16 protein-coding genes are annotated in these 22420 nt (G+C 66.0%); 11 read left to right on the top strand and 5 right to left on the bottom strand.

Features of this window, described 5'->3' with window-relative positions; genetic code table 11:
• The 7 genes from gspK to gspF all read left to right on the top strand — a co-directional run bounded on the left by gspK (position 1) and on the right by gspF (position 9395).
• Positions 1-1089: a type II secretion system minor pseudopilin GspK gene (gene gspK / locus NG898_RS11520; protein ID WP_252692408.1), complete on the top strand. Its 1089-nt coding sequence runs from the start codon at positions 1-3 to the stop codon at positions 1087-1089.
• Between the two features lie 161 nt (positions 1090-1250).
• Complete coding sequence (gene gspL / locus NG898_RS11515) at positions 1251-2693, top strand: type II secretion system protein GspL (RefSeq protein WP_252692407.1); 1443 nt, start codon at positions 1251-1253, stop codon at positions 2691-2693.
• A gap of 10 nt (positions 2694-2703) precedes the next feature.
• Entirely contained in the window at positions 2704-3270 is a 567-nt protein-coding gene (gene gspM, locus NG898_RS11510) for a type II secretion system protein GspM (RefSeq protein WP_252692406.1), read from the top strand.
• 17 nt (positions 3271-3287) lie between these two features.
• Complete coding sequence (locus NG898_RS11505; protein ID WP_252692405.1) at positions 3288-4130, top strand: type II secretion system protein N; 843 nt, start codon at positions 3288-3290, stop codon at positions 4128-4130.
• Positions 4131-4167: 37 nt separating this feature from the next.
• Positions 4168-6588 carry a type II secretion system secretin GspD gene (gspD, locus tag NG898_RS11500; RefSeq protein WP_252692404.1) on the top strand — a complete coding sequence of 807 codons (2421 nt, stop codon included), beginning with the start codon at positions 4168-4170 and terminating at the stop codon, positions 6586-6588.
• 16 nt (positions 6589-6604) lie between these two features.
• Positions 6605-8161, top strand: a complete 1557-nt coding sequence (gene gspE, locus NG898_RS11495) for a type II secretion system ATPase GspE (RefSeq protein WP_252692403.1) — start codon at positions 6605-6607, stop codon at positions 8159-8161.
• Positions 8162-8183: 22 nt separating this feature from the next.
• On the top strand, positions 8184-9395 hold the full coding sequence (gene gspF / locus NG898_RS11490; RefSeq protein ID WP_252692402.1) for a type II secretion system inner membrane protein GspF: 1212 nt from the start codon (positions 8184-8186) through the stop codon (positions 9393-9395).
• A gap of 571 nt (positions 9396-9966) precedes the next feature.
• Here the strand turns inward: gspF and NG898_RS11485 are convergent.
• Entirely contained in the window at positions 9967-10668 is a 702-nt protein-coding gene (locus NG898_RS11485; RefSeq protein ID WP_252692401.1) for a pyridoxamine 5'-phosphate oxidase family protein, read from the bottom strand.
• Positions 10669-10760: 92 nt separating this feature from the next.
• Here NG898_RS11485 and pdxR point away from each other — a divergent pair, with 92 nt between their 5' ends.
• The gene (gene pdxR / locus NG898_RS11480) at positions 10761-12230 is read left to right on the top strand and encodes a MocR-like pyridoxine biosynthesis transcription factor PdxR (RefSeq protein ID WP_252692400.1); all 1470 of its coding nucleotides are present in this window, start codon (positions 10761-10763) and stop codon (positions 12228-12230) included.
• Positions 12231-12241: 11 nt separating this feature from the next.
• Here pdxR and NG898_RS11475 read toward each other — a convergent pair whose 3' ends face one another.
• The gene (locus tag NG898_RS11475) at positions 12242-12886 is read right to left on the bottom strand and encodes a hypothetical protein (RefSeq protein WP_315862496.1); all 645 of its coding nucleotides are present in this window, start codon (positions 12884-12886) and stop codon (positions 12242-12244) included.
• Positions 12883-13749 (bottom strand): bactofilin family protein, encoded by an 867-nt coding sequence (locus tag NG898_RS11470; protein ID WP_252692399.1) that lies wholly within the window; start codon positions 13747-13749, stop codon positions 12883-12885. The genes NG898_RS11475 and NG898_RS11470 overlap by 4 nt, the downstream gene beginning before the upstream one ends.
• A gap of 658 nt (positions 13750-14407) precedes the next feature.
• On the opposite strand from NG898_RS11470, the gene NG898_RS11465 reads away from it, so the two are divergent.
• Positions 14408-17968, top strand: a complete 3561-nt coding sequence (locus NG898_RS11465) for an indolepyruvate ferredoxin oxidoreductase family protein (RefSeq protein ID WP_252692398.1) — start codon at positions 14408-14410, stop codon at positions 17966-17968.
• A gap of 78 nt (positions 17969-18046) precedes the next feature.
• On the opposite strand, the gene sbcB is transcribed toward NG898_RS11465, so the two are convergent.
• A complete protein-coding gene (sbcB, locus tag NG898_RS11460) occupies positions 18047-19486 on the bottom strand; it encodes an exodeoxyribonuclease I (RefSeq protein ID WP_252692397.1) in 1440 nt (479 codons plus the stop codon).
• A 147-nt stretch (positions 19487-19633) separates the two neighbouring features.
• On the opposite strand from sbcB, the gene adhP reads away from it, so the two are divergent.
• A complete protein-coding gene (gene adhP, locus NG898_RS11455) occupies positions 19634-20656 on the top strand; it encodes an alcohol dehydrogenase AdhP (RefSeq protein ID WP_252692396.1) in 1023 nt (340 codons plus the stop codon).
• A 59-nt stretch (positions 20657-20715) separates the two neighbouring features.
• Positions 20716-21711 (top strand): 2-hydroxyacid dehydrogenase, encoded by a 996-nt coding sequence (locus NG898_RS11450; RefSeq protein ID WP_252692395.1) that lies wholly within the window; start codon positions 20716-20718, stop codon positions 21709-21711.
• A 9-nt stretch (positions 21712-21720) separates the two neighbouring features.
• Here NG898_RS11450 and NG898_RS11445 read toward each other — a convergent pair whose 3' ends face one another.
• A complete protein-coding gene (locus tag NG898_RS11445; RefSeq protein WP_252692394.1) occupies positions 21721-22350 on the bottom strand; it encodes an HD domain-containing protein in 630 nt (209 codons plus the stop codon).
• Positions 22351-22420: the final 70 nt, after the last annotated feature.

Below are 22420 nucleotides of genomic sequence, written 5' to 3'. Positions count from 1 at the left end.
ATGGCGCGATGCTCTCGTCGACCTGCCCAACGTAACGCGCGTGCCCGGCGCCAGCGCGGCGCGGCCATCATCACGGCCCTGCTTGTCGTCACGCTGGCCGTGGTCATCGTGTCGGGCATGCTGTGGCGCCAGCAGGTAGAGATCCGCGCGGTGGAAAACCAGCGCCTGAAAGCGCAGGCCACGTGGATCGCGCGGGCAGGCATCGACTGGGCGCGCCTCATCTTGCGCGATGACCAGCGCCGCACCGGCGCCGTCGACCACCTGGGCGAAATCTGGGCAGTGCCGATCCAGGAAACGAAGCTGTCGGACTTTCTTGGCAGCTCGCTGCGCACGGACACCGCCGGTGAGGAGTCGTACCTGTCGGGCCGCATCTTCGATGCCCAGGCACGCTTCAACCTGATGAATCTGCTGACAGCGCAGACGCTGGGCGCCCGCACGCTCATTACCGGCCGCGACAAAGACGCCATCAAGGCGTACGGCCTGCTCCTGCAATCGCTCAACATCGACCCGAGCCTGGCCAATATCACGGCGACGTACCTGGCGCAGATGCTGGGCGGCTTCCAGTCGATCGAAGGCATGCAGGGCGGCCAGCAAGGCGGCGAAGACAGCGGCGGCGGCGGCGGCGGCGGCAGCAACAGCAACGGCCCACGGCCGCTCGATGACGTGGCCAGCCTGTTGACGATTCCCGGCTACACGGCCGACATGATCGCCAAGCTGCGCCCCTACGTGATCGTGTTGCCCACCCGCACGCAGATCAATGCCAACACGGCCAGCGCTGAAGTGCTGGCCGCCGTCATCCCGAACCTGAGCCTGGACCGCGCCCGCTCGCTGGTGCAGGCGCGCGACCGCGCTTACTTCCGCAACATCGGCGATGTCACGAACCAGTTGCGCGGCATCGCGCCCGGGGTCGACACCACCGCCGCAGCCAATCTGCTGGACGTGCAGACCCACTATTTTCTGGTCTACGGCATGGCCCGCCACGAGCGCGCCCGAATCGGGGAAGTGGCGCTTGTTTCACGTGGCGATCCGATCAACAATAACGCGACCCGCATCGTCTGGATCCGCCGCATCGACGAGATTCCGTCATGACGGCGGCGCAACACCCCTCCACGTGCGTACGCGCCGCTTGTAGACAGACCCTAGCCTTCGCCGTATTGTCATCCGCATCGTTCAGCATCGCGGGTTTTGCGCAATCCGGCGCTTCCGTTGGCAGTTCGCATTCACACTCTCAAGATCAATAGAGGAGCGGTTTGACGACCTCCCTGTACGTGCGCCTGCCGCACCGGCCCATTCAATCGCCCGAACGCTGGTCGGCGGGCGCGCTTGCCTCCGTGCCCTTCGCGCTGGTGCGTGAAGAGGGCGCGCTTGGGGCCCAACGTGTTCAGCGCGAAGGCACGTCGCGCACCGACGAACTGCCCGCCGCCGATCGCCTGATCCTTTTGCTGCCCGCCGCCGACGTGCTGCTGGTACCGGCCAACGTGCCGCCGCTGGCGCTGCCCAAGCTGCGCCTGGCCTTGCCCAACCTGGTGGAAGAGCGCCTTGTTCAGGACGCGCAGCAATGCCATATCGCCCTCGGGCCCCGCTTGGGCGACGCCCCCGCGCGTGGCTGGCGCGCGCCCCGCGAGCCGCAGTCGCGCGCGTTGATGATTGCCGACCGCGCGTGGGTCCGCTTCATTCTTGATACCTTTGCCGGTCACAAACACCGCACCTGCCACCTGCTGCCTGCGCAGCTTTGCGTGCCGTTTGAAACACCTGCCGCAGCGGCAGCGCTGATTGCAGAATCGGCAAACGCCGTCGAACGTGCGGAACCGTCGCTCGACGCCTCCTCTGCCGCAGCCGCTGAACCCGCAGTCGAAGCGCCTGCTGCTGAAACCGTTGCCGCGGTCACCCCGGCAACCATCGCGCTCGATGCGGCGCCGCCGTCCGACCCAGACGCGCCCGTCGCCATCGACATCACCGTACGCACCGGCCGCGCCGAGGGCTACGGCCTGCGCGTGCTGCCGGCCAACCTCGGCAACTGGCTGGGCATTGCGCCCACGCCGGCCACGCTGATGGTCTCGCCCGCATTGCGCGAGCTGGCGCCCGGCTTGTCAGCCGACCCAGCCACCGCCACGCTGGACTGGTCCACCTGGGCCGCCGGCGCCCGCGACGCCCTCGCCTCCGGCGAAGCCGATCTCTGCCAATTCGACTTTGCGCGCGGCGGCGTGGCCGGCATGGACTGGAGCCTCTGGCGCCTGCCGATCGCGCTCGCCGTGCTGCTGGTGGTCGTGCAGCTCATCGGCATGAACGCGCGCTGGCTCACGCTGCGTGCCGAACAGAAGCGGCTCGATACCGCCATGCGCGCGCAGTTGCAGACGGCATTCCCGAATACGCCGGTGATCCTCGATCCGCCCGCGCAGATGCGCCGCCAGGTCGAGCAACTGCGCTTGGCCGCCGGCAAATCGGCGCCGGAAGACTTCCTGCCGCTGGCCGATCGCTTTGCCCAAGCTGCGACCGGCCTCGCGCCGGATGCGCTGCTCGCGCTCGATTACCACGGCCGCGCGCTCACGGTCACGCTCAAGGACGGCACCGACACCGCCAGCCTGCGCACCGCGGCCCGCAATGTCGGCCTGAACATGGACACCGCCGAGGCCCCGCGCGGCGCAGAAGCCACCGTACCCGGCTCGCGCTGGACGGTCTCCATCGCCCAATAACGATTCCTCCATGGCGACTTCCTCCCCCTCTTCTCGATCGTCATCCCGCCGCCTGCCGCGCATTGGCGTGCCGGACTCGGTGCGCGATGCGGCCACGACCTTCTGGATGCAGCGCGAACCGCGCGAGCGCCGCATCCTGGCTGGCGGCGGTGTGGTGCTGTTACTCGTGATCGTCTACCTGGTGCTGTGGGAGCCGGCCTTTGAAGGCCAGCGCCGCATCGAGAAAGCGCTGCCGCAGATGCGTACCCAACTCGCCGAGATGGAAACGCTCGGTCAGGAAGCGCGCAGCCTGTCGGCCATTGCCGCTGCACCCGTGCCGCGCGGCGCGGAACTGCAGCAGGCACTCAACACGAGCCTGACCAACCACGGATTGAAGGCAACGCGGATGGCGATGTCGGGCGAGAGCGTGCAGGTGCAACTGGACAAGGTGCCCTTTGGCGCCGTCGCCGAATGGCTGCAGGAGGTGCGGCAGGCGCAGCGCATGAAGGTGATCGATACGAACATCAAATACGTGGGCGCGACGGCCCTGGTCAACGTGACGGCGACGCTGCAAGGCCCCGCCGCCGCGGGCCACTGACGGGTCCGATCGTGCCGATGGGGATTGAATCGCTACCGCCGCTGCGCCTGCGCCGCCGTGCCGAGTCCGACGAGCGCACGAGCCTCGGCTGGCGCGTGCTGTGGTGTGGCGTGGCGCTGCTGGCCGTGGGCTTGACCGTGGTGGCGCAGTATCCGGCCGCGTGGGCGGCCGAGCGCGTGGCCGCAGCCACGGGGCACCGTGTGTTGCTGGCTGACAGCCAGGGCAGTATCTGGCACGGCAGCGCAACGCTGGCGCTGACCGCCGGCAACGGGGGCGCCGATGCGACCGTGCTGCCGGGCCGCCTGTCGTGGTCGATCGACATGCTGCCGCTGCTAACCGGCACGCTGCGGGCGCACCTGACGCACGATCGCGCGCTGGAGAAGCCGGTCACGCTGACGGTCACGCCAGGGCACTGGGGCGCAGAGGCTGGCACGGTTGCATTGCCGGCATCGTTGCTGGAAGGCATTGGCGCGCCGTTCAACACGCTCAAGCTGGATGGCCGGCTGCGGGCGCAGTGGACGCCGCTCTCAGGCCAATTCGGTCGTGGAAAAGGCCAGCCGGACACCGCCCAGGGCGCGCTGACTGTCACGCTTGAGCAGGTATCATCCAGCCTCAGCCGGGTGCGGCCGCTGGGCAGTTACCAGGCCGTGGTGTCGTTTGGCGGCGTGAGCGGTGCGCCGATGCAGTTGTCGCTATCGACGCTGGCCGGGCCGCTCACTCTGCAGGGCCAGGGCACCCTGGGGCCCAGCGCGCATTTTGACGGGGTGGCCAGTGCCACGCCGGAGTCGGAACCGCAATTGATTGGCCTGTTGAGTCTGCTGGGCCCGCGCGACGGGTCGCATCATCGACTCCGCTTTTGATCCTCAAGCCGGCGCGCGAGCCAGCGTGCCGACAACCATGAACGAGACCATGTACAACGCCTCTTCCCGACTCACCGTTCGCGCCATCGTCCTGGCATGCTGCGCAACAATGGTGGCCGGCTCGATGCCAGTCTTCGCCGCCCCGCCGAGCGCGGCATCCGCCCAAAATGGCGCCGTCGGCAACCCCGGGGATGAGGTCTCGCTGAATTTCGTCAACGCGGATCTGGACTCGGTGGTCAAGGCCGTGGGCCAGGCCACGGGCAAGAACTTCATCGTCGACCCGCGCGTGAAGGGCACCGTCAACCTCGTCACCGAAAAGCCGGTGACGCGCTCGCAGGCGCTCGAATCGCTGGGCTCGATCCTGCGCATGCAGGGCTACGCGATTGTCGAAGGCAACGGTTTCACCAAGGTCGTGCCGGAAGCCGATGCCAAGCTGCAGGGCTCGCCCACGAGCGTGGGCGCGGCAGGCTCGCGCGGCGGCGAACAGGTCGTCACGCAGGTCTTCCGCCTGCAGCATGAATCGGCCAACAACCTGGTGCCGGTGCTGCGCCCGATGATCGCGCCCAACAACACGATCACCGCATACCCGGCCAACAACACGCTGGTCATTACCGATTACGCCGACAACCTGCGCCGCATCGGCCGCATCATCGCGTCGATCGACACGCCCGTGGCTGGCGAGACCGAACTGATTCCGCTGAGGAACGCCGTGGCCATCGATGTGGCGGCCACACTGCAGAAGCTGCTGGACCCGTCGGCTGGCGGCGCAGCTGGTGCCGGTGCCGGCGCGGCGCTGTCGGACCCAAGCCTGCGCACGTCAGTCGTGGCAGAGCCGCGTTCGAACAGCGTGATGGTGCGTGCGTCGAGTGCGGCACGCCTTGCGCAAGCCAAACAACTGATCGCCAAGCTGGACGTGCCGAATGCGCGCCCGGGCAACATCTGGGTGGTGCCGCTCAAGAACGCCAACGCGGTGCAGCTGGCCACCACGCTGCGCGCGATCGTGGCGGCCGATGCCACGCTGTCGGCCTCGGCATCGACCGGGCCGGGCGGACAGAGCGCCGCCCAAGGCGCGACCTCGCAGCCGGCCGGCGGTGTGAACACTTCGCAGAACCAGAACACACAGAACACCAACTACGGCAGCGGCTCGGGTTCGGGCAGCGGCTCGGGCAGCGGCAGCTCTTCGTTCCGCGCCTCGTTTGGGCAGAACAACACGCCGACCACCGGCGGCATCATCCAGGCCGATCCGGCCACCAACGCGCTCATCATCACCGCCAGCGAGCCGGTCTATCGCAACCTGCGCGCCGTGATCGACGACCTCGACGCGCGACGCGCCCAGGTCTATATCGAATCGATGATCGTGGAAGTGACGGCCACCAAGGCGTCGCAGTTGGGCATCCAATGGATGGCCGGCGCGGGTGGCCCGACCACCTTTTTTGGCGGTGGCACCAACTTCGGCTCCGGCGCCAACAACCTGATCAACCTCGCGGGCACGATTGCCACCATCACCAGTGGCGGCATCGGCAGTACGGCCGCGCAGACTGCCATCGGCACGCTCTCAAACAGCGTTGGCCAACTCAACGGCGGCAACTTCGGGGTGTTCAACAGGGGCAGCGGTTTGGGCGCCATCCTCAGCGCGCTGGGTTCGGATGGTTCGGTCAACGTGCTGTCCACGCCCAACCTGATTACGCTCGACAACGAAGAAGCCAAGATCCTGATCGGCCAGAACGTGCCAATCACGACCGGTTCATATGCGCAGACCGGCGGCGCGGCTTCAGTCACGCCTTTCCAGACGTTCGACCGCAAGGACGTCGGCATCACGCTGCGCGTCAAGCCGCAGATCACGGACGGCGGGCTGGTGAAGATGCAGATCTTCCAGGAATCGTCGGCCGTGGTGCCGGGCACGCAGAATGCGACGCAGGGCCCGACCACCAACGTGCGCTCGATCGAGACCAATGTGCTGGCCAACGACGGCCAGGTCGTCGTGCTGGGCGGCCTGCTGGAAGACAACTACCAGGACGGCGAGCAGAAAGTGCCGGGCCTGGGCGACATCCCGCTGCTTGGCGCGCTGTTCCGCTCGGAGAACAAGACGCGCGTGAAGACCAACCTGCTGGTGTTCCTGCGCCCGATCATCTTGCGCACGGCCGATGCCACGGGCGCGTTGTCGGACAACCGCTACAACTACATGCGTGATACGCAGCAGGGCTTTGTCTCGCCGAACATGCTGCCGACCACCTCGGACAAGGACACACCGGTGCTGCCCACGCCCAACGCCATGCGCCCGGCTGACAATTACGGCGATGTGTCGATCGTGCCGAAGGGCCCGGCCGGCACGCAGGTGCCCCCGGGCGCCCCCATGCCGATGCCGCAGGGCACCACGCGCAGCCAGCCGCGCCTACAGAACTTCGCGGCGCCCACCTCGGGCGGCTACGACGGCAACGCGCCGCGCAATGGTGGCTGACAACGGACAACGAACCATGGCAACGCAAGCTCCCACCACCGACGCCAGCACGCTCGAGCCGCCCTCGCAGTCCGCCGTGCGGCTGGTGCCGTATGCGTTTGCGCGCGACGCCAAGCTGCTCGTCGCACGCCAGGACGTCGATACGCTGGAGGTGTGGGTCTGCCCCGAAACCTCGCGCACGGCGCTGGCTGAACTCGGCCGCGTGTTCGGCGCGCTGCAGTTGGTGACGCTTAGCACGGCGGCGCTGTCCATCGCCACACAAACGGCCTACAACGCGCAAGACGGCAGCGCAGCCCAGGTGGTGGGCGAAGTGGAAGGCGAAGTCGATCTCTCGCGTCTGATGCAGGACATCCCTGCCGTGGAAGACCTGCTCGAATCCGAAGACGACGCGCCGATCATCCGCATGATCAACGCGCTGCTCACGCAGGCCGCGCGCGAAGGCGCATCCGACATTCACATCGAGCCGTTCGAGAATGCCTCCGTGGTGCGCTTCCGGGTGGACGGCACGCTGCGCGACGTGGTGCGCCCGAAGAAAGCGCTGCACGGCGCGCTGATTTCGCGCATCAAGATCATGGCGCAGCTCGACATTGCCGAGAAGCGCCTGCCGCAGGACGGCCGCATCACGCTGCGCGTGGGCGGTCGCCCGGTGGACGTGCGCGTGAGCACCTTGCCCACCGGACACGGCGAGCGCGCGGTGCTGCGTCTGCTCGACAAGGAAGCCGGCCGGCTCGACCTCGGCAAGCTCGGCATGGGCGCCGGCACGCTGGCGCGCTTTGACCACCTGATCAACCAGCCGCACGGCATCGTGCTCGTCACCGGCCCGACGGGTTCGGGCAAGACGACCACGCTGTACGCGGCGCTGTCGCGGCTCGATTCGGCTTCCACCAACATCATGACGGTGGAAGACCCGATCGAATACGACCTCGACGGCATTGGCCAGACGCAGGTCAACCCGAAGATCGACATGACGTTCGCCAAGGCCCTGCGCGCCATCCTGCGCCAGGACCCGGACGTGGTGATGATCGGGGAAATCCGCGATTTGGAAACGGCGCAGATTGCCGTGCAGGCCTCACTTACGGGCCACCTGGTGCTGGCGACGCTGCACACGAACGATTCGGCCTCAGCCGTGACGCGCCTGATCGACATGGGGATCGAGCCGTTCCTGCTGTCTTCATCGTTGCTGGGTGTGCTGGCGCAGCGGCTGGTACGCCGCCTGTGCGTGCATTGCCGCCGCGAAGAAGTGCTCGAACTCACGCCTGCGGAAGTAGAAGCCGTGGCCGGCACGCCGATTGCCGATGGTGTGGCGCCTGCCGCACCGGCACGCAAATCGGTGTGGCATCACGTGGGCTGCGACCGTTGTAGCAACTCGGGCTACCAGGGCCGGACCGGCGTGTACGAACTGCTGACCGTTACGCCCGAAATCCAGACCATGATCCATCGCCAGGCCGCTGAATCCGAGATCAAGGCGTTCGCCATCGGCCAGGGCATGCAGACCATGCGCATGGATGCACAGCGCTGGATCGACACCGGCGCCACGTCGCTGGAAGAAGTGCTGCGCGTCACGCGCGACTAAGACGCGAATCAACGAATAGCGCATGCCAGCCTTCCGCTACGAAGCCGCCGACGCCACCGGCAAGACCGACAAGGGTGTCATCGAAGCCGACAGCGCACGTCAGGCGCGCACGCTGCTGCGCGCACGCGGGCTGACACCGCTGGTGGTCGACGCGCTGGGCGCGCAGGCCACAAAGCGCGGGGGATCGAGCTTCGGCAAGCGGCTCTCGGCGCAGGAAAATGCGCTCGTCACGCGCCAGCTTGCGAGCCTGCTGGTGGCGGGTCTGCCGCTCGATGAAGCACTCGCCGCGCTGTCCGATCAGGCTGAACGTGCATACGTTGGTGAACTGCTCGCGGCCATCCGCGCGGAAGTGGTGGGCGGAAGCTCGTTGTCGGTGGCGCTGGCGCAGCATCCGAAGGATTTTCCCGACATCTACCGCGCCCTCGTTTCCGCGGGCGAGCACTCGGGCAACCTCGGACTCGTCCTCTCGCGCCTGGCCGACTACATCGAGAGCCGAAACGCGCTGACCTCCAAGATCAAGCTGGCATTCACGTATCCGGCGATCGTCACGGTGGTGGCGTTTGCCATCGTAATCTTCCTGCTGTCATACGTGGTGCCGCAGGTGGTGAGCGTGTTTGCCAACACCAAGCAGAAGCTGCCGACGCTCACGATCATCATGCTGTGGCTGTCCGATTTTGTACGGAACTGGGGCTGGCTGGCAGCGATCGTGCTGGTGGTGATCGGCGCGCTGATCCGCAATCTGCTCAAGCAGCCGGCATTGCGGCTGTCGTGGCACAAGTGGCTGCTGACAGCGCCGCTGTTCGGCAAGCTCGTTCGCGGCTATAACACCGCGCGGTTTGCTAGCACGCTGGCCATTCTCACCAGTGCCGGCGTGCCGATCCTACGGGGCCTGCAGGCTGCGGGGGAGACGCTGAACAACGTTGCGCTCAAGACCAATGTGGAGGATGCGTCCACGCGCGTGCGGGAAGGGACTTCGCTGGCGCGGGCGTTGGCGGCGCAGAATCAGTTTCCGCCTGTGCTGGTGCACTTGATTCGTTCTGGTGAGGCGACGGGCAATCTGCCTGCGATGCTGGAACGGGCTGCGCAGGGCGAGGCGCAGGAGTTGGAGCGTCGCACGTTGTTTCTCACGGGCTTGCTGGAGCCGGCACTGATTTTGACGATGGGTGTGGTGGTGCTGTTGATCGTGCTGGCTGTGCTCATGCCGATCATCGAGATTAACCAACTGGTGCACTGAGGGGTTTTGTTTTTTGGGCTTTGGTGCATCCCTTGTTTCATCCCCTGCCGGGGCTGACTCACTTTCTTTGTCTTGCCAAAGAAAGTAAGCAAAGAAAGGCGCGCCCGAGATGGCGACTTCCCCTTGAATTTCTGTCGCAGGGAGGGAGGGGAGGCAAACTCGCTGCGCTCAGACAGGCCTCCCCTCTTTTTCCTCCCAGCAACAGAAATTCAAGGCGCCGCATAGGGCACCAAAGTCAAAAGACAAAAGCCAAACCTTCGGGGCGCCTGCCCAAACGACAAAGGCCAACCGCGCGGCGGGTTGGCCTTTTTCTTTTGACGTTGAGCTCTTGATGGCGCCTTGAATTTCCGTAAGCGGGCGGAAAAAAGACGGGAAACTGTCTGAGCGAAGCGAGTTTTTCCCGTCTCCGCCCGGTTACGCAAATTCAAGGGATGGGTCGCCATCTCGGGCGCGCCTTTCTTTTGCTTACTTTTCTTTGGCAAGACAAAGAAAAGTAAGTCGGCCCCGGCAGGGAACGAAAGGGAGATGGACCATCAGGGCCAAAACAAAACCAACCAGCACCCCACAGCCGTCACGACATCGCCACATCCCCCACCGGCGCGCGAGCACTGTCCTTCCACTCCTGCACATAATCCGGCGTACCCACCGGCGCAGCCTCCACCACCGGCGGCAACGGCAAAAGCGCCATCGGCAGCACCCCAGCCCACACAGGCAGGTCAAGGTCTTCAGCATCATCCTTCGGCCCGCCCGTGCGCACTTTGCACGCCGCCTCATCCAGCGGAATGCGCAACACGGTCGTGGCAGCCAGTTCCTTGGCATTACCGGGCCGCGCCTGCTGCGAACGACCAGGCGCGAGCACTTCCATGAAGGTATCGAGCACCGCAGGTTTCTGCACATCCGGCACAACTTCGAACGCACCGTAGATAACGGCCGACCGGTAGTTCATCGAATGGTTGAACGCCGAGCGTGCCAGCACCAGGCCATCGATGTGCGTGATGGTCACGCAGACCTGCGCGCCGCTTCCAGCCAGCTTGAGCATGCGGCTACCGTTGGAGCCGTGAATGTAAAGGTGGTCGCCCTCGCGCCAGCACGCGGTCGGAATGCAATGCACGCCATGCTCGTCGGCAAAGGCGATGTGGCAGACGTAAGCCTCGTCGAGGATGGCATGCAGCGTGGTGCGGTCGTAATGGCCACGGTGCGCGACGCGGCGCACGCGGGTGCGCGCGGTGGGCGATGTGGGCGATGTGGGCGATGTGGGTTCTGTGCTCGACATGCAAGGCTCCGAAATCGTAATCGACATGCCGACGATAAAAAAACCGTGGCACCATGCATAGACCCACCAAAATGCAGAGTCTTGGAGCCACGATGGATTACGGCGTCCTGCTGTCGAACTACGAACGCACCGCGATGCACGGCGAGGGCGCAGCCCGCGCCTCGCAGCAGCATCGGCTATATGCCTGCCTGCGTGCAGCCATCCTCAGCGGACAGATCGAGGAAGGGACGCGCCTGGCACCATCGCGCACGCTGGCCGAAGAGCTGGGCATCGCGCGCAACTCGGTGCTCTACGCTTACGAACAACTCGCCACAGAGGGCTTCGTGCTCAGCCGACGGCAAGGCACGGTGGTAGCGCGCGTCGGTCTGCAGCAGACGCCCGCGCAGGCGCCCGAAGCCCCGGCCCAGCTGTCGCGCCGCGTGAAAGACCTCGAACGCCCGCACGGCGGCATGGCCGATCTGCTGCCTTTCCTGCCTGGCACGCCCGCGCTGGATGAGTTCCCGCTCGCGCAATGGCGCCGTTGCATGGAACGCGGATGGCGCCGCATCGGGCCTGGGCAGATGGGCTACGGCCCCGTCGAAGGCAATGTCGCCCTGCGCCAAGCCGTGGCGGAATACCTGCGCGTTTCGCGCGGCGTGCGCTGCGACGCGTCGCAGGTGTTCATCACCGACGGCACGCAGAACAGCCTCGACATGTGCGCCCGTACGCTCGCGGATGCGGGCGATACCGCGTGGATCGAAAACCCCGGCTACTACGGTGCGCGCGCCGCCTTGCAGGCCGCAGACATGCGATTGGTACCGATCAGCGTCGACGCCGATGGCCTCGCCCCGCGCGAGGAAGACTGGCACGATACGCCGCCCAAGCTCATCTACATCACGCCGTCGCACCAATACCCACTGGGCGCGGTGATGAGTCTGGAGCGCCGTCTCGCGCTCATCCAGCACGCACGCGCAGCCGGCGCGTGGATCATCGAAGACGATTACGACAGCGAGTTCCGCCACACGGGTGCGCCGCTATCCGCCGTGCAGGGCCTGACGGAGGATGCACCGGTCATCTATCTCGGCACGTTCAGCAAGATGCTGTTCCCGGCGCTACGCCTCGGCTATATGGTGGTGCCGCCCGCGCTGGTGCCCGTGCTGAAAAAGACGGCAGGTGCGCTGATGTTGCGCGGGCGCGTAGCCGAGCAGCTCGCGCTGGCCGAGTTCATCGAGGCGGGACATTTCACACGGCACCTGCGGCGCATGCGTCGTCTATACGGCGAGCGCCGCGATGCTCTGCAGACTGCGATCGAGCGACACCTGGACGGCATCGTCACCGTATCGGGCGGTGCTGGCGGCATGCATCTTTCCACGCGGCTCGATGCCCCGGTGCTCGACACCGAAGTCAGCCGCGCCGCCCGTGAGCACGGAATGGTGTTGCGGCCGCTGTCGCGCTTCTGTCTGCCTGGCACGCTGACCGCGCAATACAACGGCCTCGTGCTCGGCTACGGCAACGTGCCGGCCGAAGCGATGGATGGATTGGTGATCCGCATGCGCGACGTGATCGAGACCCTCGTCGATTGATCTTCAGGTGATCATCCTGGTGGCGGCAGCCAGTTCGGCCAAGCTCCAGCCCACCCCCAGCAGCACGCGCCGCGTGTGCAGGGCCTCCAGCACGACATCCTCCACCTGGTCGCCCAGGTAGCGCAGGCGCTTGTCGCGCACCTCCACATACCCCGATGGGTAGCGCCTGGCGAGCGACTGCCACACCCCCCGACGGACTGACGCGCGCCGCTCATCAGGCACATCCCACTGTCGAGCGCGCGCCGGAATACGGTCGAGGCCAACCCGCGCCGCTGGTACGCCAACGCATACTTCGAATGCGGCGCACGCAGATAGCGATCCGCGCGCTTGTCCAGCTCGATCAAGCGGTTGAAGACCGTGTAGCCGGCCAGGCGCCGCGCCGCCACGTCTTCGACATAGACATAGGTCTCGCCATCGGCCTCGCGCGTGTGCAGGCGGAAGCCCGGCAAGGTGTCGTCGTCGATGGCCATGCAATGCAACGGCGTGCCGGGTGTCTGCATGCGTTCATACAGCGCGTCGAGTTCGCGCTCGATGTCTTCGTTGTCGAACTCGACGTCGGTGCGCAGGCCGAGCGGCGCAAGCCACTGACGCAGCGATTGCACCATCGATGCCAACGTCGGCAAAGCCGGTAACGGCATGGGCAGTACGGTGCTCATGCGGCCTCCGCCCAATAACCGCTGATGAGCCGCGACGGCTGCTGAGCCGCGCGAATGCAGGCGCTCGCGGGCCAGTCGTCCATGCGCACGTTCAGGCCCGCGTGGATGCCATAGCCCGGCCCGGCAACGATCACGCCACCGGCCTCGACGCCCTCACCCGCGCGGATGGCGCCGCCGGCTTCGATATCGCCCCAGACCTTGATGCCCCAGCCGGCCTCCAGATGCGTGCTCGCCCGCAGATTAGCGCCCGCGAGAATGCCGTTTGCGCTCACGATGCCGGCCTCGCTGATCACCTCGCTGCCAGCGCGCAGGCCCTTGCCGCAACGCACGTTGCCGCGCGCCGCCAGTGCCTCGCCGATCAGCAAATCCGCGGCCGTATCGATGTCGGCATCGCAATGCAGGTCGCGATGCACGCGCACGAGGCCGCCGCAACGTAGCGCGCCCGCGGCGTTCAGGCTCCAGCCCACGCGCACGTCGCCGCCGACATGCACGGCGCCGTCGCAGTAAAGGCCGGCCTTGGCTTCCAGATCACCGCCCGCGGTGATCGACTCGCCTGCGCGCACGCCGCCGCCCGCGCGGATGGCCTGGCCAGCGCGCAACACGCCATCGACGTGAATGCCGCCACGCACGACGATCGTGCCGGCAAAGACGAGCGCATCGGCTTCGATGTCATCGGCTTCGAGCACGGCGTCGGTTGGGCCGAAGTTGTCGAGCAACCAGATCGCGTCGGTAACCCGGCCTTCGCGCACGAGGCTGTCGATCAGGTGTTGGTAATCGGTGCCGCTGTGGCGGTTGCGGATGTACCAGCGGTAGCCATCCGCGCAAGGCCGCTTGGCCTTGACGAAGTTCTGCGTGAGTTCCATGGCGGTTCCTGCGCCCGCCGCGCCGGGTTGTAACAGGCGAAGGCAGACGTACCGATGCCGGCGCGTGTCAGCGCCAAGCCGGAATGAAAGGGAGACGGGGAGCGGAGGGAGCCGTACGGGGCAGGTGCGCCAGCTTGTGGCGACACCCCGCACGGCTTACGAAAGCCGGGCGAGCAGGAAGTGCCGGATGGCCGCGTGCGTGCTGAATCGATCGTGCGAAGTACCGCCGCGCAGGCGTGCACCGGCCGTCGGCAGCGTATGCCGAGGTTGGGCAGAGGCGAAGGCGGTAGCGTTCACGATCGTGGTTTGAGGAATTCGGACGGAACTGCGCAGGATGGCGGCGCGGCTTGCGAAAGTCCAGGGGTTGCGTGACTTGGTCGCGGCTTCTTCACCGAAGTTTGCCGATTTCGCCGCAAACGTTGCATGCACCGCACAACCGGTGCGACCACCGCTTCCATCCCTATGCATGCGTGCATCAGACACCACAACCAAGGGAAAACCCACCCCCATTCTTGCTGCGTTGCACGGTGTTCGGAATGTCACGCGATGCTACGATGCCTCGACCTAAGGCTGTCTGCCAGCTTCCACAAGAAGCGGCGCAGGCGGCACCAAAAGAGACCTGCTGTCGGTGATCCCGACACACCCACACGGAGCACGCATGAATGCCCCTCTGAACGACGCGCTACGCCGCGCGCTCGAAACCGTTTCCCTGGACGACAAGTACACGCTTGAGCGTGGCCGCATCTACATCAGCGGCACGCAGGCACTGGTACGTCTGCCGATGCTGCAGCAGGAGCGCGACCGCGCCGCTGGGCTGAATACGGCGGGCTTCATCTCCGGCTACCGCGGATCGCCGCTGGGTGCACTGGACCAAGCCCTGTGGAAAGCCAAGAAGCATCTGGCGGGGCACAACATCGTCTTCCAGGCGGGGCTCAACGAGGACTTGGCCGCCACGGCGGTCTGGGGCTCGCAGCAGGTCAATCTGTATCCGAACGCCAAGTTCAGCGGCGTGTTCGGCATGTGGTACGGCAAGGGGCCGGGCGTGGACCGCACGATTGACGTGTTCAAGCACGCCAACTCGGCAGGCTCGTCCGCGCATGGCGGCGTGCTGGTTCTGGCGGGCGATGACCACGCCGCCAAGTCGTCCACGCTGGCGCACCAGTCCGAGCACGTCTTCAAGGCGGCCGGCATTCCGGTGCTGTATCCGTCCAACGTGCAGGAATACCTCGACTACGGCCTGCACGGCTGGGCGATGAGCCGCTACTCCGGCCTGTGGGTGTCGATGAAGTGCGTGACGGACGTGGTGGAATCGTCCGCCTCGGTGGATGTGGATCCACACCGCGCGCAGATCATCCTGCCCGAAGATTTCGTCATGCCGCAGGGCGGCCTGAACATCCGCTGGCCCGATCCGCCGCTGGTGCAGGAAGCACGGCTGCTCGACTACAAGTGGTACGCCGGTCTGTCGTACGTGCGTGCCAACAAGCTCGACCGCGTGGTGCTCGATTCGCCGCAGGCCCGCTTCGGCATCATGACCGCCGGCAAGGCGTACCTCGACGTGCGTCAGGCGCTGGTCGACCTCGGTCTCGACGAAGAAACCTGCCGCCGCATCGGCATCCGCCTGTACAAGGTCGGCTGCGTGTGGCCGCTGGAAGCGCACGGCGCGCGTGCCTTTGCCGAAGGGCTACAAGAGATCCTGGTGGTGGAAGAGAAGCGCCAGATCCTGGAATACCAGCTCAAGGAAGAGCTGTACAACTACCGCGACGACGTGCGCCCGCGCGTGTACGGCAAGTTTGACGAGCGCGACAACGCCGGCGGCGAATGGTCCGTGCCGATGGCCAACTGGCTGCTGCCGGCGCATTACGAGCTATCGCCTGCGCTGATCGCCCGCGCCATCGCCACGCGTCTGGAGAAATTCGAACTGCCGTCGGACGTGCGCGCGCGCATTGCCTCGCGCATCGCCATCATCGACGCCAAAGAGAAGGCGCTCGCCAAGCCGCGCGTTACTGCCGAGCGCAAGCCGTGGTTCTGCTCGGGCTGCCCGCACAACACGTCGACCAACGTACCGGAAGGTTCGCGTGCGCTGGCCGGCATCGGCTGCCACTACATGACCGTGTGGATGGACCGCCGCACCGACACCTTCAGCCAGATGGGCGGCGAAGGCGTGGCGTGGATCGGCCAGATGCCTTTCTCGGGCGACCAGCACGTGTTCGCCAACCTGGGCGACGGCACGTATTACCACTCCGGCTTGCTGGCGATCCGCGCATCGATTGCGGCCAAGGTGAACATCACCTACAAGATCCTCTACAACGACGCCGTGGCCATGACCGGCGGCCAGCCGGTCGACGGCCCGCTGTCAGTGCCGCAGATTGCCGCGCAGGTGCATGCGGAAGGCACATCGCGCATCGTCATCGTCACGGACGAACCGGAGAAGTACAACGCCGCCATCAAGCTCCCGGAAGGCGTGACGGTGCACCACCGCGACCGCCTCGACGCGATTCAGCGCGAACTGCGCGAGGTGCAAGGCACCAGCGTGCTGATCTACGACCAGACCTGTGCGACCGAAAAGCGCCGCCGCCGCAAGCGCGGCACGATGGTCGATCCGGCACGCCGCGCGTTCATCAACGACGCGGTGTGCGAAGGCTGCGGCGATTGCTCGGTCAAGTCGAACTGCCTGTCGGTCGAGCCGCTGGAAACGGAACTGGGCACGAAGCGCAAGATCAACCAGTCGTCCTGCAACAAGGATTTTTCGTGCGTGAACGGCTTCTGCCCGAGCTTCGTGACGGCCGAGGGCGCGCAGGTGCGCAAGCCCGAATCGCACGGCGTGTCGATGGAAGGCCTGCCGCTGCTGCCGCATCCTGAGCTGCCTGCCATCCAGCGCGCGTACGGCGTGCTGGTGACCGGCGTGGGCGGCACGGGCGTGGTGACCATCGGCGGCCTGCTCGGCATGGCCGCGCACATCGAAGGCAAGGGCGTGACCGTGCTCGACATGGCGGGCCTGGCGCAGAAAGGCGGCGCCGTGCTCTCGCACGTGCAGATCGGCGAGCGTCCGGATTCGATCCACGCCACGCGCATCGCCATGGGCGAGGCTGACCTAGTGATCGGCTGCGACGCGATTGTCTCTGCGTCGGACGAAGTGCTGTCGAAAGTGCAGCACAGCCAGACGCGCGCCATCGTCAACAGCACGGCTTCCCCGACTGCTGACTTCATCAAGAACCCGAACTGGCGCTTCCCGGGCAGCTCGGCCGAGGCGGATATCCGTGCGGCCATCGGCGATGCCTGCGCGTTTGAAGACGCCAACACGCTGGCCGTGCGCCTGCTGGGCGACGCCATCTACACCAATCCGCTCGTGCTGGGCTTTGCGTGGCAGAAAGGCTGGCTTCCGCTGACGCACGACGCGCTCATCCGCGCGATCGAACTCAACGGCGTGGCCGTCGAAAAGAACAAGACCGCGTTCGAATGGGGCCGCCACCTCGCGCAAGACCGCGATGCGGTGCTCAAGCTCGCCGACGATGCGCCGCGTGCCAAAGCCGACGTCATCGCCCTGCCCTCGCTGGACACGCTGATCGCCCGCCGTGTCGATCTGCTGACCGCGTACCAGAACGCCGCGTATGCCGCTGAATTCCGCGCGGTGGTCGAGCGCGTGCGTGCAGCAGAAGCCGCCGTGGTGGGGGCCGGCCAACCCCTGGCGCTCACGGAAGCGGTGGTGCGCAACCTGTCGAAGCTGATGGCGTACAAGGACGAATACGAAGTCGCTCGCCTGTACACCGACCCGGCGTTCCTCGACAAGCTGCGCGCGCAATTCGAAGGCGAGCCCGGCCGCGACTACCAGCTCAACTTCTGGCTTGCGCCGCCCATGATTGCCAAGCGTGACGAGAAGGGCCACCTGGTCAAGCAACGCTTTGGCCCGAACACGATGCGCATCTTCAAGGTGCTCGCCAAGCTCAAGGGCCTGCGCGGCACGGCGTTCGACCTCTTCGGCAAGACCGAAGAGCGCCGCACAGAGCGCGCGCTGATCGGCGAATACCGCACGCTGGTCGATGAACTCGCGCGCGGGCTGACGGCGCAGAAGCTGGGGCAGGCTGTGGAACTGGCCCGCCTGCCGGAAGACATCCGCGGCTTCGGCCATGTGAAGGAGGCCAACCTGGCGGCGGCGCGCATCCGCTGGAACAAGCTGCTGGCACAGTGGCGCGATCCGGCGGCGGCACAGCAGGCAGCCTGATCAGCGCCAAGCGTTCAGCATCGCCATGGAAAAACGGAGGCTTCGGCCTCCGTTTTTTCTTTGTGCGCTCCAGGTGTGTCAGCCCGGCACGATCTGCTGCGCGTAGTCGTACAGATCCTGCAGGATGGTCTGCGCACGTGCGTCGCCGTTCTCCGCCGCTTCTGCGCCCAACTGTTGAAGCCGCTCGCCGAAAACTTCGAACGTCATATAGCCGTCACGGCCTTCGAACAACCGCTCGGCGCGCAGCTGTTCCCACTGCTCGTATTCCTCTTCGTTCAACGTATCGGGGAAGTTGCGCGCACGGTAGCGGAACAGCAGCTCAGGCAGGCGCGCATCGGAAAAATCGGCATGCAGGCGCGCGAGTTGTTCGCCGCTGAGCGTGCGCAGCTCGTTGAGCAGGCGGCGATCGTCGTTGCCGACGAATCCGCCGTAGAGGTTCTGGTCGACGTCTTCGATCGGCTCCAGTTCGCGGGCGTACACCTGACGCCAGGTTTCGCGCATGTCCGGCGCGCCTTGGGCGATGGCGGCGTGGCGTTCAATGGTGGCGAAGTCGATGCCCCAGCGTTCTGCCTGGGCGGGCTGCAGCGTCTTCATGTTGCTGATGACGATGGGCGACTTGTTGATGTGAATCGACTTGATCGGCAGTCGCGTGGTGCCTTCGGCCAGATCGGCCGTGCGCGTGAACATGCGCTCGCGGATCGTCGCCACGTCCATGTGGAACAGCTCGGACGGGTCGAACGCCAGATCCCAGACGATCAGTTCGTTCTTGTTGGTCGGATGCCCACCCAGCGGCCACACCACCGCCATGCAGCCGCGCTCCACGCCGTACATGCCGGAGATGTGCAGCAACGGCCGCGGCGCATCGCCAATCTCGGCCACCACGCGGTCTTTCTTGCGCAGCGCCAGGCAGAAATCGAACAGGCGCGGCTGCGCATTGCGAATCAGGCGCGCCAGCGCAATCGTCGCGCGCACGTCGGACACCGCATCGTGCGCCGCCTCATGCACCAGGCCGTTGGCTTTGGACAGATGCTCCAGCTTGAAGCTCGGCCGGCCGTCTTCGTGGGTCGGCCATTGGATGCCTTCGGGGCGCAGGGCCCACGTGGTGCGCACCACGTCGAGCAGATCCCACCGCCCGCAGTCGTTCTGCCACTCGCGCGCGTACGGGTCGATCAGGTTGCGCCAGAACAGGTGGCGCGTCACCTCATCGTCGAAACGGATGGTGTTGTAGCCGACGCCGATGGTGCCGGGCGTGCCAAGTTCGCGCTCGATGGCCTGGGCGAAACGGTATTCCGGAATGCCTTGCCGGGCGCATTGCTGCGGCGTGATGCCGGTGATGAGGCACGACACCGGATCGGGCAGCCAGTCGTTGGACGGGTGGCAGAACAGTTCGACCGGCTCGCCGATCTCGTTCAGCTCGGCATCGGTGCGGATGCCGGCAAACTGCGCGGGGCGATCACGGCGCGGCACGGCGCCGAACGTTTCGTAGTCGTGCCAGAGAAAGGTGGGAGTGACGGGCAAGGCAGCGGCTCGCTGGAAAACACTGAAGATGCCGGCATGTTAACAGTGTTGCCCATCCCGCTCGCCCTCCTTGGCGGTTGACTCACATCAACCCGCATCGGGCAGGCGTCGACCAGACTGGTATCTCCCCCAACCCGGAGATGTCTCATGGCCCAGTCGATGAAAGCCGCGGTAGTCCATGCGTTTGGCGAACCCTTGCGCATTGAGGAAGTGCCGGTTCCCACACCTGGGCGCGGGCAGATTCTTGTCAAGATCGCGGCCTCGGGCGTCTGCCATACAGACTTGCACGCCGCCGATGGCGACTGGCCCGTCAAGCCCAGCCTGCCGTTCATCCCCGGGCACGAAGGGGTGGGTTATGTGGCAGCCGTGGGCGAAGGCGTAACCGCCGTCAAGGAAGGCGACCGCGTGGGTGTGCCCTGGCTCTACACCGCCTGCGGCCACTGCGAGCATTGCCTGGGTGGGTGGGAAACCCTCTGCCACGAGCAGCAGAACACTGGCTACTCCGTCAACGGCGGCTATGCCGAATACGTACTGGCCGACCCGAACTACGTCGGCCACCTGCCCGCGCAGGTCAGCTTCGAAGAGATCGCACCGATCCTCTGCGCAGGCGTGACGGTCTACAAGGGCATCCGCATGACGGATACGCGGCCCGGCCAGTGGATCGCCATTTCCGGCATTGGTGGGCTGGGACACGTGGCGGTGCAGTATGCGATCGCCATGGGCCTGCATGTGGTGGCCGTCGACGTGGCGCCCGACAAGCTCGCGCTGGCACGCGAGCTGGGGGCCAAGCTCGTCGTCGATGCCTCGCAGCAGGATCCCGCAGCCGTGATTCAGAAAGAGATCGGCGGTGTGCACGGCGTGCTCGTGACGGCGGTGTCACGCAGCGCCTTTGCGCAAGCGCTGGGCATGGTGCGGCGCGGCGGGACGATCTCGCTCAATGGCCTGCCGCCCGGCGATTTTCCGCTGCCGATCTTCTCCACGGTGCTCAATGGCATCACGGTGCGCGGCTCGATCGTCGGCACGCGGCGAGATCTGCAAGAGTCCCTGGAGTTTGCCGCCGAGGGGCTGGTGCGCGCCCACATTCACCGCGACAAGCTCGACAACATCAACCAGGTGTTTGCCGATCTAAAGGCCGGCAAGGTGGATGGCCGCATCGTCCTGACGCTCTGAGTGCCCCCACCCGGCGGTGCGAGTAAGCTGCAGGCATCACGTCCGCTTGCCACACCGCCATGCGCATCCTCTTTTTCAGCAGCCACCGTTACGACGAAGACAGCTTCCGCGCCTCGCTCGCGCGCGGCGGCCACAGCTTCGACCTCGTTTTCCAGCGCGCGCACCTTGACGCGCAAACGGCGTCTCTCGCAGCGGGCTTTGAAGTGGTGTGCCCGTTCGTCAATGATTCGCTCAGTGCGGAAGTGCTCGAGGCGCTGGCTGCGGGCGGCACGCGCCTGATCGCGCTGCGTTCGGCAGGCTTCAACCACGTCGATCTGCCGGCCGCGCAGCGTCTGGGGCTGACGGTGGTACGCGTGCCGGCCTATTCGCCACACGCGGTGGCCGAACATGCGGTCGGCATGATCCTCACGTTGAACCGGCGACTGCACCGTGCCTGCAATCGGACGCGCGAAGGCGATTTCTCATTGGATGGATTGCTGGGCTTCGACCTGGCAGGCAAGACCGTCGGCGTGGTCGGCACCGGGCAGATCGGGCAGGTGTTCGCTCGGATCATGGCGGGCTTCGGCTGCCAGTTGCTGGCATTCGATCCATTTCCGCAGGCCTCTCTGACGGCGCTGGGCGTGCGTTATGTGCCGCTGCCGGAATTGCTCGCGCAGGCCGATATCGTCAGCCTGCATTGCCCGCTCAACGCTGGCACGCATCACCTGATCGACGCCAGCGCGCTCGCCAGCATGAAGCCGGGCGCCATGCTCATCAACACGAGCCGCGGCGGCCTGGTCGACAGCCCTGCGCTGATCGACGCGCTCAAGAGCGGTCAGCTCGGGCACCTCGGGCTCGACGTCTACGAAGAAGAGGCCGATCTGTTTTTCGAAGACCGCTCCGCCGACGTGTTGCAGGATGACGTGCTGGCACGGCTGCTAAGCTTTCCCAACGTCATCGTCACCGCGCATCAGGCGTTCTTCACGCGCGAGGCACTGGCCGGCATTGCCGACACCACGCTCGCCAACGTGGCGGCCTGGGTGGCCGGCGCACCCGTCAATGTGGTGAAGCCCTAGACCCGCAAATCAAGCTGCCTCGGCTTTCGGCTGGGACAGCTCGCGCTCGCCTTCCTTCACGTAGAGGGAGTTGCGTGGCTTGGCCAGCACGCGTCGCACCATCGGCTCGAAGAACGAGAGCGGCAGGTTGTCGTAATCGGCCATGAAGGCGGCGGCGTCGTATTTGGCGCAGAACTCGGCGGTGCGTTCGAACAGCTCGGGCTGGCTGCGGTACTGCTCGCGCAGGTTGCGGTCGAGCCCCAGATGGTGGAAGAAGTAATAGCCCTGGAAGATGCCGTGCTTCTCGACCATCCACAGGTTTTCCGGGCTCACGAATGGCTTGAGGATGGCTGCGGCGATGTCCGGATGGTTGAAGCTGCCCAGCGTGTCACCAATGTCGTGCAGCAGCGCACAGACTACGTATTCCTCGTCGCGGCCGTCGCGGTGGGCGAGCGTGGCGGTTTGCAGGGAGTGCGCGAGACGATCGATCGGGAAGCCGCCGCAATCGCCGTCGAGCAGCTTCAGGTGCGCGAGCACGCGGTCGGGCAATGCGCGGGCATAGGGCATGAACTCGGCCGAGATGGCGGCCCAGTCCTCGCGGGTGCCTTGCTCCATGTTGGAAAACGTTGCGCGCGGGGCGGTGTGCTTCGGATCAGTCATTGGGGGTGTCTCCTTCGTCGCCGGAATGGTCGCGTCGGTGCCGCGTCGTATTTCTTGAATGGCTGGCTGC

Origin of the sequence: Ralstonia mojiangensis, from assembly GCF_023955645.1 — a bacterium.
GTDB classification, from domain to species: domain Bacteria; phylum Pseudomonadota; class Gammaproteobacteria; order Burkholderiales; family Burkholderiaceae; genus Ralstonia; species Ralstonia mojiangensis.
Note: the sequence above shows the minus strand (reverse complement) of the source record. Positions and strands in the feature narration are given on the sequence as shown.